This window comes from uncultured Corynebacterium sp., from assembly GCF_945649885.1.
GTDB lineage: Bacteria > Actinomycetota > Actinomycetes > Mycobacteriales > Mycobacteriaceae > Corynebacterium.
This window is the reverse complement of sequence record NZ_CALZFS010000096.1, coordinates 1-11,638: the sequence shown is the minus strand read 5'-3', so window position 1 is coordinate 11,638 and position 11,638 is coordinate 1. Positions and strand designations below refer to the sequence as shown.

Here is an 11,638-nt window from a genome sequence, read left to right as displayed (position 1 = left end):
CGATCGTGTACACATCAACCTGGACGTGCTGGTCTTCGCCCCGGAGTCCTCCTGGTCGTCCTTGCAACTGCACCTCGCCCTGGCGCCCATCCGTTTTGCCGCTGCTTGGAACGCCTCCCAGGCCATCGCCGGTATCCAGGTGGCGCTCAGTGCCAACTCCCCGCTCTTCCTCGGCCGACGAGTCTGGCATGAAAGCCGCATCCCGGTCTTCCAACAGGCCATCGACACCCGCACCCCCGAACTCGTCAACCAGGGGGTACGACCCCGGGTCTGGTTCGGCGAACGGTGGATCACCAGTGTCTTTGACCTCTTTGAAGAAAACGTCCGCTATTTCTCCCCGCTCATTGCAGAAGACCGGGCACTGTCCGGCACCCCGATGATGAAGGGCAACTCCCCCGCCCTGCACTACCTCAACCTGCACAATGGCACCGTCTGGCGGTGGAACCGACCGATCTACGCCCCAGGTGAGGAACGCTCCCACCTACGCGTGGAAAACCGAATTCTCCCAGCAGGCCCCACACCTGTGGACATCGTCGCCGACGCCGCTTTCTACTACGGCATGGTCAAATACCTCGCCGAAGAAAACCGTCCCGTCTGGTCACGGCTGACCTTCGCCGATGCAGAGAAGAACTTCCAATCGGCAGCCCGTTCCGGCATCTTCACCAGAATGACCTGGCCAACAATCGGGCAGGTCAATGTCGCTGACCTCGTGGTGGAACACCTCCTCCCCCAGGCCCGCGAAGGACTCAAACGACTCGGAGTGGATGATTCCCTCAGTGACACCTACCTAGGCATCATCCGCGACCGCGCCAAGTCCCGCCAGAACGGTGCTGCCTGGCAGCTACGGACCCTCAATAAATTTGATTCCCACCGTGGCCTGCCTGATTCCGAGACACGTCGCGCCGCCCTGGCCGCGATGCTCGAGCTCTACCTCAAGAACCAGGCCACGGGTGAGCCTGTCCATACCTGGGACATCGGCGGTTAATTAGATTTCAACCAGTTTTTAGCCGGCCCGCGCTTCTGTTGAAGTCAGGGCTGGCATCTTTTTGGGGTCGGTCACCGCGCCAGGATGCATATCCGTACCAACTTGCCTCACAAACGGTCAGTTTCAGGACCTGGTTCCGTACGGTTATGCCACCGCATATCTTCTGGAGACTTCCTACTCCGTTTGAGGGTGATCATTCATATCGGACTTTTTAAAAAATGGGTGGCTGCACTGGGAACGCAAAGATGTGCACGACGCTTGCATCAGATTCACAGGAAAAGAGAGCGGACAAGCTCTGATGTGTCTGGCATCACCCGCTAAGGTGGATTTAGTTAGAGACCAACCGTCCTAAATGGAGCTGAGAATCATGTTCAACTTTGAGGAAACCGCTGCCCGACTCTTCGCCGAAACCCAGGAGGCGATCATCTACGCCTCCCGCGACGGCATGATCCAGTTGTGGAATGGTGGTGCGGAGAAGATGTTTGGTTGGGACACCGGAGAGGCGATCGGAAAATCACTCGATATCATCATCCCGGAAAAGCACCGCAAGCCACACTGGGATGGGTGGGACCGAGTGATGGAATCGGGTGAAACCAGATACGGTTCGGAGCCCCTGAAAGTCCCCGGGATCACCAAGGATGGATCCAAGATTTCCCTGGAATTCTCCATCACGATCCTCAAGGATGACGCTGGGGTGATTGAGGGTGTGGCGGCTTTCCTCCGCGATGTTTCTGCTGAATGGGAGGAGAAGAAGGCCCTGCATGTTCGTCTGCGGGAGCTGGAAAAGGCACAGCAGGACTGATAAAAAGCCACATCCCCCGGAAGTTAAGCCCAATTTCCGGGGGTGGTGCTTTTCCACCCCTTAACTGCGGTTTAACGCCATTTTTCCACTGGACACTTGTCCAGAGCTGTGGCGTGGGCCATACTTTGCTGACCTAAGTGTCGACAATCTCACGGATTTCAGCGAGGAAACATGGTCCAGACAACAACCCCCACCGCCTCCCGGCGAACAATGACAGCCCCACCCGGGGAGCAGATCCCCTGGCGCAAGGCAGGCCTGCGCATGGCGGTCATTTTCTCCATTCTGCAGATGCTGAACGAGATCGGAACGCTCATGGCGATCCCTCTCTACGGCTCAATGGCAGCGTCCCTCCAACTCACTCCAGGCCAGACCGCCTGGGCCCTGATGAGCACCACCCTCATGGGTGCGGCCACTATCACCATCTTGGCGAAGGCGGGTGATGTCTTCGGCCACCGTCGCCTGATGTTCCTCAGCCTGGTGGGAATCACCGTCGGCTACATCATCTCCGCCCTGGCACCGAGCTTCATCATCTTGATCATCGGCCGCGCACTTGTTGGGATCATGGCTGGTCAAGCACTGTGCGTGGGCATCATGAATGATCGCCTCACCCCGGAGAACCGCCGCAAAACCGTGGCCGTCATCGCCGGCGGTCAGGCAATCGGCGTCTTCCTCGGTTTCGCCTTCGGTGGCGCACTACTGGCCATGGGCGGCGACTGGCGCGACGCCTTCTGGATCGGCGCTGTCCTGACCATCATCAGTGCCATCGGCTTCTACTTCTACGGACTGGACTCTGACGCTCTGCACCGCCGCACCCAGTCCCAGCTGAAGGGCATCACCGAACGCCTTGACATTGCGGGCGTCAGCCTGATGGGTGTGGGCCTGCTCCTGCTCTGCATCGGCATTTCACAGTCGACAGTATGGGGAATCTTCTCCGGACTGACTGTCGGCACTATCAGCGCGGGCCTCGCACTGCTCGTCCTGTCCCTGGTGTGGGAATCCCGTACCAAGAATCCACTTCTGCCTGTCCGTGACATCTTCTCCCGTCGACTGGGCCCCGCCTATGCGATCTTCGTTTCGCTGGGCATCGGTGGATCCATGCTGTTCAACCTCACCATGACCCTGCTGCAGATCCCGGGCGATCCGATCGCCTTCGGTTTCGGCATGACAGCCCTGGCGGCATCCTTTGTCTTCCTGCCCATGACCTTCGCAGGCATCGTGGCCACCCGCCTCGCTCCGAAGATGCTGGGTCGCACACCCCGCGGAACCATCGTCATTGCAGGTCTGGGAATGTTCATCGCCTTCATGTGGCTGGCGTTTGCTCATACCAATGTATGGTCCATGACCCTGGCGATCTTCCTCTTCGGCATCTCCTACACCACCCTGCTCACCGCATCGGTCTCCGTGATCGCCATTGAAGCCGCACACGGCAAGGGTGCCGGAACCGCCTCCGTGTACGTGGCCATCGCACTGTCGATGACCTCCATCGGTACCGCGATCTACTCCGCGATCATGTCCGGTTTCTCCACTCCGGAGGGAATGCCCGCCCCAGACGCCTTCACCGTCGGCTATATTGTCGCCGGCAGTGCAGCACTGGTCTCCGTGCTGTGTGGCGTGCTGATCAAGCACCGTAAGCCGATTACCCAGGTTGTTTCTCACTAAGCACCAGCTGCTAAAACCGCTATCGTTGATGGCGGTTTTTTCATGCCCGCAGTTCCGCTGTCCCGGTGGTCGATTCACGGATAGGCATGGTGACGATGCCCGGGGTGTAGGCGTAGGTGTGGTCGGCGCGGGCGTCACGCCAGCTGCGCACTATCAGGTATACGATGAGCGGATACATGATCAGTGACACAATGATCATGTTGATCATGCTGGCAAGCTGTGCTTCCCACATCATGTTCCACGCGAAGTGCAGGGCAAAGGCCACGAAGATCCAGGCGCAGGCCACACCCCAGCGCCACGCCAGTGTTTTGTGGGCGCGGAACAGAGCCAATGCGATGCCATAACCTGCGAAGGCGGAGAGGATCGTGTGGATCAGTGGGCCGAAGACAGTGCGATATCCCCACATCATGAGCACACCATCGAGGTCAGAATTCGGATCCAGCAAAGCACCGGTGGAGCCGTAGAGAAGGTTCTCGTTGACCTCGAAACCCAGGCCCACGAGCGCGCCGGTAGCCAGCCCGTGCCAGGGACGGTTGAGCTGGCGAAAACTCAATAGGATCAAGGCAATACCCAGGGACTTCGCGATTTCCTCCGGGTAGGCACCGGTGAAGCTGGCCATGAAGAAGTCCAGGCCTAGTTTGGTTGTGAGATCCATAACTGACAGCCCGAAGATCATCACCAGGCCGAAGGACACAAACGCACCCCACAGCAGAGATGCCGCCACCCATTGTGTGGTGGAACCATGCCCGCGGCGTTTGTTGCCCTCAGGTGTCCTGCGGAAACTCTTGAAATCCGGCCAGAGGGGTGTGCGGCTGAGTAGCCAGATCACGATGACCAGGTAGAAAAGGGTGAAGACAACCCCCAGAATTCCTGCGAGCGGATTGATGAAGGCGCTGCCGGCCGCGGTGAGAAACAGCGCGGGTAGGGACACCGCAATCAGTACCCACAAGGTGATGGAAAAGAGACGGCTCATGCAACTTCCTCCTGGTTCTCCCGGATAGCGTGCAGCGTTGTGGAACGTTCTGCTCCCCTGCCCAGCAGGTCATTCAGTTCGCCCTCAGATGGTGTGTCCTCATGGTCCGGAAGCCATTCTTCCCAGGGCAGTTCCTCCCAGGGCAAGCCGCCGAAGGGATCATCTGGGAAGGTTTCCTCTTCTATAACCAGGGGGAAGTCTTGTTCATAGGGCAGTCCGCGTTCCTGGGCCATGCTGGACCAGATGTGGGAGGCGTAGTACTCATTGGAGAAACCATTGACGATGGCCACGGCAGTGAGGTTCTCATAATTGCCTTCTCCGCGCAGGCTCATGGCGGCGATCGGCAGGGTCACAAACGCACCCTCCTCGATGCCAGGTTGTGCCAGCGCGTGGGCCCGGTCATCCTCGCTGGCCACAGCCGGAGTCTCATCCGGGACAGGGGTGGTCAGCCCGGCACGGACCATGCGGCGAAGCGTGTTCGCCGGGTCCTCCACGTCTTCGACCAGCATGGTGACAACCGTGGTGTCGCCATTGCAGTCCCAGTACTTCATGAAGAGGTCATCCATGGTCATTTCACACATGACCGGTGCACCATCCTCAGTGACCACCGGGACTTCCCATTCATAGCCGAAGGCGTCGATGGTGAGCTGTTCATAGCTGTTGCTCTTTTCCGGAACTACTGCGTTGATCACCACCGGGAGCAGCAGCAATAGTGTTGCAACACCCAGGATCGACCACCACAGCTTGGCCCGGCCCACTGGCTTCAGCTGATACATGCTCTCTGTAGAACTCACATGACAAAGGCTACCTGCTGCGCTTATCGACGGCGGTCTGCGGGGCCCAGGGTGCTGCCTCAGCGCAGCACCAACGCACTGTGGGCGGCAATGTAGGCGCGCATAAATGCAGCGCGGATGCGGCCCTCACGACCCAGTTACCTGTTTTGTCTAGAGTGGGCTGCATGAAGGATCTTTATCGCTTTGTCAATGGCCCGTGGCTTGACACCCACATCATTCCTGAAGACCGCGCTGTCGACGGCACCTTCCACAAGCTCCGTGATGATGCTGAAGAAGATGTCCATGAGATTGTGAAGGCTGACCAGGGACGCGTCGGTGCTCTCTATTCCTCATTCATGGATGTTGAGGGCATTAATTCTGTCAGTGTTGAGTCGCTCGACCCTGATCTGGATAAGTTGTCAGTAGCCAATATTGATGAGTTCACCACCGTGCTGGGCGAACTCGACCGTGAGGGTGTGGGTGCACCGATTAGTTATTGGGTGACAAAGGACTCCGCCTCCAATAATGCGGTGGCCTACCTCGTACAGTCCGGCCTCGGCCTGCCTGATGAGGCGTATTACCGGGTGGAGGCACATGCTGAAACCCGCGAAGCCTATGTTGAGCACATTGCCCGCATGCTGGAGTTCCTGGATCCAAGCCGCCTCTTTGGCCTCACCCCGGACGCTGCGGCCCAGCGGATCTTCGCCCTGGAAACCACCCTGGCCAAGGGCCATTGGGATGTGGTGAAGACCCGTGATGCCATGGCAACGTACAACCCGACCAGCTTTGATGAGCTTCCCAACAGGGTCCGTGATATTCTCGCTGGTTCCCAGCTGCCCAGCCAGAATCTGATCAACATGATGCCGTCCTACACTGATCATCTGAATGATCTGTTGACGCCTGATCGTCTTGCGGACTGGCAGCTGTGGGCCACCTGGCACATCCTGCGTTCCCGCGCAGGTTACCTCGCTGAGGAAACCGCGCAGGCGAACTTTGATTTCTACGGGACCCAGCTGTCCGGCGCCACTCTGCAGAAGGATCGCTGGAAGCGTGCCGTGGCCGTGGCGGAAAGTCTGGTCGGTGAGGAGATCGGCAAGATCTTCGTCGAGAAGCACTTTCCTGCTCCCTCCAAGCAGGAGATGCTCACCCTGGTTGACTACCTGGTTGCTGCCTACCGCGACCGTATCTCCAATCTGGTGTGGATGACACCAGCCACCCGCGAGCGTGCGCTGGAGAAATTGGAGAAGTTCAACGCCAAGATCGGCTACCCGGAGAAGTGGCGTTCCTATGAAAATGTGGAATTCTCCAGTGAAGGTAAGGATCTGGTGGAGAATATCCGTCGGGGTTCGATCTTCCTGCACGACTATGAGCTGAGCAAGGTGGGCAAGCCGGCGGACCGTGATGAGTGGGTGACCACCCCGCAGACCGTCAACGCCTTCTACAATCCGGTGGTCAATGACATCACCTTCCCCGCCGCTATTCTGCGCGCGCCTTTCTTCGACCCTGAGGCCGATGCTGCTGAAAACTTCGGTGCCATCGGTGCGGTGATCGGCCATGAGATCGGTCATGGTTTTGATGATCAGGGCAGCCAGTATGACGGCGAGGGCAACCTCAACTCCTGGTGGACCGATGAAGACCGAGAAGAGTTCAACAAGCTGACCACGCGCCTCATCGACCAGTTCGAGGGCTTGGTCCCTGCGGTGCTGAAGAAGAATGAGATCGAAACCACCGGTGTCAACGGCGCCTTCACCGTGGGTGAAAACATCGGCGACCTGGGCGGACTGGGTATCGCCGTGGTGGCGTACAAGAAGTACCTGGCTGATCAGGGCCTGAACTTTGCCACCTCCCCGAAGAAGACCTTTGAGGCTGAAGGTTCAGAACCGGAGCTCGCCGACCAGGAGTTCAATGGTCTCCAGCGTCTCTTCCTGTCCTGGGCCAGGGTATGGCGCACCGCGATCCGCCCACAGATGGCCGTCCAGTATCTGGCGATTGATCCCCACTCCCCCGCCGAATTCCGCTGCAACACCATCGCCGGCAATGTGGAGGAGTTCTATGAGGCCTTCCAGGTCCCCGAGGACGCCCCGATCTTCATCAAACCGGAGGAGCGCGTGACCATCTGGTAGTTCTGCACTGGCAACAGTGCCTGTGAACGATCCCCTGGTCGCCTCTCCACGAGGAGAACCTTGCACACCCCTGAAGCTGTGGCCGAAGCCTTCCGCACGGCCTGGAACAACGCAGACGCCGATGCCTTAACCGCGGTGTTCACCGAGGATGCTGACTTTGTCAACGTTGTCGGCTTCTGGTGGCGTGGGCACAAACAGATCCGACACAACCATGCCATCGGTTTCCGGGACATGTTCCCTGACACCACCATGGTCTTTGAGAAAACCCGGGTGAGGATGCTCGCAGATTCCAGGGTGGCAGTAGTTCATGCCCGCTGGATAATGACCGGGCAACGGGTACCTGATTCGACCCCGGGTTCCCCACCGGCAGGGCCTCGCCGGGGTGTTTTCATCTTCGTCTGTGCACAGCAGGAAGATGGTCGATGGTTAGCGGTTTCCGGGCATAACACCGATATCATCAACGGCGTACAAACCCACCTTGTGACTGAAAGCAACAATATTCAGGCTGTCCACTATCGGCCGATTTCATGATTTGGCCTGAGCAGGCGGCAGAAGTCTCCACACTGCTGAAACCTCCAGACACATCCCCCAGCATCGTTCACTTGGCAAACATTTTTTATTAGCAGTAATGTATATCTTCTATATCGGTTCCCCCCCGGAAAGGTCATCCCAAGAAAGGACACACCACGGCTCTCCCTGGTCTCCTGGTCTGCCGCTGAATCCGATGATTTTTCTTTTCTCTGGTTGTAGAAAGTCTGTGTTTTGCCCATCCGCATTTCCCATACATTGTTGTTCCTCCTATTAACTGCAGCTCTCCCCCTCAGCGCCTGCGCTTCCTCTGCACCAGGCGACGACAGGAACGATGGTGGGACCATCAGGTTTGTCATCACCCCCTTCCTTGATGATCCTTCTGTGCAGACCCCACTTCCTGAGTTGAAGAAGCAGTTGGAGGAGGCCACCGGACACCCTGTACAGATCACTGATGTTCCCAGTTATTCTGCAGCGGTGGAGGCAATCCGAGCTGGCCATGAAGACATTGCACTGGTATCCGGGTTTGCTGCGGCATTGGCGATCAGCACGCAACAGGTGGAACCACTGATTGCCTGGCCAGGTGATGCCACGAGTGCTTCCCAGTGCATTGTCTTAGAGGATTCACCCTTGCAATCCCTGGCGGATATAACTCCGGAGACTGTTGTCGCCTTTGCCGACCCAGCCTCAGAATCCGGATATTTCCTATCCCTACACCTGCTCAAGGAAGCCGGATTGAAGGAGGGTGAGGATTTCAGCTCAGTGTTCGCAGGCAGCCATGATCGCGGTTTATTGGCGCTCAAACACCAGGATGCTGATGTTGCATGCACCTCCGCCGTTTTCACCGCGATGGTGGGACAGGGAAGTCCCCTGTTTCCCTTTGAAGAAGGTGCGACCCGCATCCTGGGGGAATCAATCCCCAAGCCGATTGCGGCCTCTATCATCACCAACGCTGGCCTATCTGAGGAAAAACGCAGGGCTCTGTTGAATGGACTGCCTGAGGTTTTCCACCATGACAATGTTGATGAGCTGGGTGTCTATGTAGATGGTTTGCCTGCGGGTGTTGAACCTGTGCTTGACCCCGGCGATGAACCCTTCCAGCCCTATCTTGAGATCGCAGCCCTGGCTGATGTTGATCTCACTGAAGTGAACTAGACAACCATGTTCATGACCGCACTCCAGATCAGCGATCTCCACGTGCGCTATCCAAACACCGTCGAATCTGTGCTCACCGGGGTCAGCATGGACATCACGGCCGGAGAGGTCGTGGCACTACTTGGCGCATCCGGGTCAGGAAAAACAACATTGTTCAAGGCCATCACCGGTTTTGTCCCCATCTCCTCTGGCTCAATCCAGGTATATGGCACCCAGGTTAAAGGCATCCGTCGTCGTGCGCTGCGTTCCCTGCGTGCAGATGTCGGTCAGGTATCGCAACACTATGGGCTGGTGGGAAAACTATCCACGCTGACCAATGTTCTGATGGGTTCCCTTCATCACGCCGGACCAATGAGCGTGGTTGGCACTTTCCATTCCGCTGACAGGAAGCGTGCCCATGAGCTGCTGGACCTGGTGGGGCTTGGTGATAAGTCCTGCGAACCTGCACGTCAGCTCTCCGGAGGGCAGCAACAACGTGTGTCCATCGCCCGGGTGCTCATGCAAAATCCCCGGATGATCCTTGCGGATGAGCCCGTGGCTGCCCTGGATCCCCTGTTGGGTGGAAGGATGTTGGAGCTCTTCACCACCATTGCTGCTGAAGAATCAATTCCTGTGATTCTCTCCCTGCATCAACCACAGCTGGCCCTCAACTATGCACAGCGGATCATCGGCCTGCACGAGGGCGGTATCAGTCTTGATTCCCCTTCAGCGCGGCTCTCTCCCGCTGATCTCACCCAGTTCTATGAACAGGAGGAGCAACGGTGAAGGCAGAAAAAACTCTCCGGATGCGGTGTGCCATCGGTGTTGTTCTAGCTGTGGCCATTTTGCTGTGGTCAGCTGATGGAGCGCAGATCAGCCTGTCCGATCTGACCGCCGGCTCTGGCAATATCTGGGATTTCCTTTCCCGCTTGTTCCCACCAGATTTTTCTGAGTTTCCGCTGATCATCAGGCTGCTGGTGGAAACACTCCAGATCGCCATCATCGGCACCGCCATCGGCGCGCTTCTCTCCCTGACCATCGCCATGGGGGCGGCTGAAAATATTGCACCCTGGTGGATCTACCACCCTGTCCGCACCGTCATGAACATCATCCGCTCAGTACCCGATCTGGTGTTTGCCCTGGTGTTTGTCTCCGCCGTTGGTTTAGGTCCCTTCGCCGGGGTGTTAACTATGATGGTGGGATCCGTGGGGTCCATTGGCAAGGTGTTTGCCGAGGCCATGGAATCAGTGGACGAGGAGCCCGTCAACGCGCTGAAGGCTGTGGGGGCATCCAGTCCCCAAGTCGTCCATTATGGAATTCTTTCACAGGCACTGCCCGCGCTGGTCAGTTACACATTATTGTTATTTGAAAGCAATGTTCGCAGCGCAACAATCCTCGGATTGGTGGGTGCCGGTGGTATCGGACTGGAGTTGACCCTGGCCATCAACCGCTATGAGTATGGGCATCTGAGCGCGATGATCATCTGCATTGTTGTCCTGGTTGCTGTTATTGATCAGTTTAGTGCAGTAATCAGGAAGAAAGTTCACTGAGGAGTATCTGAAGCAATGAGCTCTAAACAACCCCGTCTGTCCCGCGCTGGTCGTCCGCGTGAACAAGGTCTGGATGAGAGAATCATCCAGGCTGCCCAGCGGATCATTGAACGTGGAGAAAAAGTAACTGTTGATTCGGTGGTTCAGGAAAGCGGGGCATCCCGGGCATCGGTCTACCGTCGGTGGCCTTCACTCACCAACCTGGTGGCGGGCGCCCTCGATGACGGGCGTGAGGGAAAGCCTGTGGTTGATGTGTCAGGCACCATTAAAGATGGACTGATCAAGATGTTGTTCATCAACTCCGTACAGTCCCAGGGAAGTGATTATACGGAGCAGCGCTTCCGTAAGCGTATCGAGCTCACCATCTCAGATCCCAAATTGCAGCAGGTTTATTGGCGTTCCCATGTGACCAAGAGACGCGAAACCCCCCTCCGTGCCTTGGAATTAGCCAAGGAACGTGGGGAGATCCGTCAGGACGCGGACATCGAAGCAGCCCTTGATGCCATGTATGGCACGTTCTATTATCAACTTGCCGTACGTGGACTGAGTTTCCACGATCGGGAATCCCAGACCAGATCACTCAAGGCCTTTGAAATGATCTGGAGTGGGATGCAGTAACTTCGCCCAGAACTTATTCCAGCCAGTTGAATTCTGCGACCAACAGTTCACGGTTGGCGTTGTCCGGATGCGGGGCAACAAGACGCTGGGCGGTGGCACTGTGTCCACGGCTGGTGTGCATGACCTCGGACAGGACATTAGGCAGACGCAGCTTGAACTGCCTGCGCACACCGTTGACCACAACAGTTCCGATGACACGCTGGCGGGTGACCTCGGTGAGGGTGACGTCGTCAAGGTCAAGGTTCTCCTCAGTGCCGGTGCCGCGGATATCCAGGTAGGCGGCGACACCGTCGTCACGCGTGGCGCCATCATCACCGGTGAGGATGGTGCGGATAAGTTCACGTACCGCCACTGGATCACCTAGGGCATTGGTGATCCAACGCTTGCCTAGAACACCATGCTCAACGACCGACAGGGTGTGCTGGGGATCGACTTCCTCCGAACGGTAGCTGAAGGGGATCTGCACAAGACGATCGTCCTCATCAGTGGCGAT

General features: G+C 57.5%; 12 protein-coding genes. 9 read left to right on the top strand and 3 right to left on the bottom strand.

What is annotated here, in order from left to right; all coding sequences use genetic code 11:
- The 3 genes from Q0M74_RS10355 to Q0M74_RS10345 form a co-directional block, all read left to right on the top strand.
- Positions 1 to 985 (top strand): glutamate--cysteine ligase (locus Q0M74_RS10355; protein WP_293954124.1); only part of this gene is annotated, 985 nt, incomplete at its 5' end.
- Between the two features lie 367 nt (positions 986 to 1,352).
- A complete protein-coding gene (locus Q0M74_RS10350; protein ID WP_293954122.1) occupies positions 1,353 to 1,787 on the top strand; it encodes a PAS domain S-box protein in 435 nt (144 codons plus the stop codon).
- Between the two features lie 171 nt (positions 1,788 to 1,958).
- Entirely contained in the window at positions 1,959 to 3,446 is a 1,488-nt protein-coding gene (locus tag Q0M74_RS10345) for an MFS transporter (RefSeq protein ID WP_293954120.1), read from the top strand.
- Between the two features lie 40 nt (positions 3,447 to 3,486).
- On the opposite strand, the gene Q0M74_RS10340 is transcribed toward Q0M74_RS10345, so the two are convergent.
- Positions 3,487 to 4,419, bottom strand: a complete 933-nt coding sequence (locus tag Q0M74_RS10340) for a PrsW family intramembrane metalloprotease (protein WP_293954118.1) — start codon at positions 4,417 to 4,419, stop codon at positions 3,487 to 3,489.
- Positions 4,416 to 5,213 carry a hypothetical protein gene (locus Q0M74_RS10335; RefSeq protein WP_293954116.1) on the bottom strand — a complete coding sequence of 266 codons (798 nt, stop codon included), beginning with the start codon at positions 5,211 to 5,213 and terminating at the stop codon, positions 4,416 to 4,418. Before Q0M74_RS10335 ends, Q0M74_RS10340 begins: the two co-directional genes overlap by 4 nt.
- A 164-nt stretch (positions 5,214 to 5,377) precedes the next feature.
- Here Q0M74_RS10335 and Q0M74_RS10330 point away from each other — a divergent pair, with 164 nt between their 5' ends.
- The 6 genes from Q0M74_RS10330 to Q0M74_RS10305 all read left to right on the top strand — a co-directional run bounded on the left by Q0M74_RS10330 (position 5,378) and on the right by Q0M74_RS10305 (position 11,145).
- Positions 5,378 to 7,315, top strand: coding sequence for a M13 family metallopeptidase (locus Q0M74_RS10330; RefSeq protein WP_293954114.1), 1,938 nt, complete (start codon positions 5,378 to 5,380; stop codon positions 7,313 to 7,315).
- A gap of 60 nt (positions 7,316 to 7,375) precedes the next feature.
- Positions 7,376 to 7,846, top strand: a complete 471-nt coding sequence (locus Q0M74_RS10325; RefSeq protein WP_293954112.1) for an SgcJ/EcaC family oxidoreductase — start codon at positions 7,376 to 7,378, stop codon at positions 7,844 to 7,846.
- 231 nt (positions 7,847 to 8,077) lie between these two features.
- Entirely contained in the window at positions 8,078 to 8,998 is a 921-nt protein-coding gene (locus Q0M74_RS10320; protein ID WP_293954110.1) for a phosphate/phosphite/phosphonate ABC transporter substrate-binding protein, read from the top strand.
- A 6-nt stretch (positions 8,999 to 9,004) separates the two neighbouring features.
- Entirely contained in the window at positions 9,005 to 9,763 is a 759-nt protein-coding gene (locus Q0M74_RS10315; RefSeq protein WP_293954108.1) for a phosphonate ABC transporter ATP-binding protein, read from the top strand.
- Positions 9,760 to 10,527, top strand: a complete 768-nt coding sequence (phnE, locus tag Q0M74_RS10310) for a phosphonate ABC transporter, permease protein PhnE (protein WP_293954105.1) — start codon at positions 9,760 to 9,762, stop codon at positions 10,525 to 10,527. The genes Q0M74_RS10315 and phnE overlap by 4 nt, the downstream gene beginning before the upstream one ends.
- 15 nt (positions 10,528 to 10,542) lie before the next feature.
- On the top strand, positions 10,543 to 11,145 hold the full coding sequence (locus Q0M74_RS10305) for a TetR/AcrR family transcriptional regulator (protein ID WP_293954103.1): 603 nt from the start codon (positions 10,543 to 10,545) through the stop codon (positions 11,143 to 11,145).
- Positions 11,146 to 11,158: 13 nt separating this feature from the next.
- Here the strand turns inward: Q0M74_RS10305 and Q0M74_RS10300 are convergent.
- Positions 11,159 to 11,638: hypothetical protein (locus tag Q0M74_RS10300; RefSeq protein WP_293954101.1), on the bottom strand; the 480-nt coding region annotated here is incomplete at its 5' end.

Excerpts from the sequence above, each read along its gene's own strand:
- Q0M74_RS10350 (WP_293954122.1), top strand. The coding sequence starts at position 1,353 with ATGTTCAACTTTGAGGAAACCGCTGCCCGACTCTTCGCCGAAACCCAG.
- Q0M74_RS10345 (WP_293954120.1), top strand. The coding sequence starts at position 1,959 with ATGGTCCAGACAACAACCCCCACCGCCTCCCGGCGAACAATGACAGCC.
- Q0M74_RS10340 (WP_293954118.1), bottom strand. The coding sequence starts at position 4,419 with ATGAGCCGTCTCTTTTCCATCACCTTGTGGGTACTGATTGCGGTGTCC.
- Q0M74_RS10330 (WP_293954114.1), top strand. The coding sequence starts at position 5,378 with ATGAAGGATCTTTATCGCTTTGTCAATGGCCCGTGGCTTGACACCCAC.
- Q0M74_RS10315 (WP_293954108.1), top strand. The coding sequence starts at position 9,005 with ATGTTCATGACCGCACTCCAGATCAGCGATCTCCACGTGCGCTATCCA.
- Q0M74_RS10305 (WP_293954103.1), top strand. The coding sequence starts at position 10,543 with ATGAGCTCTAAACAACCCCGTCTGTCCCGCGCTGGTCGTCCGCGTGAA.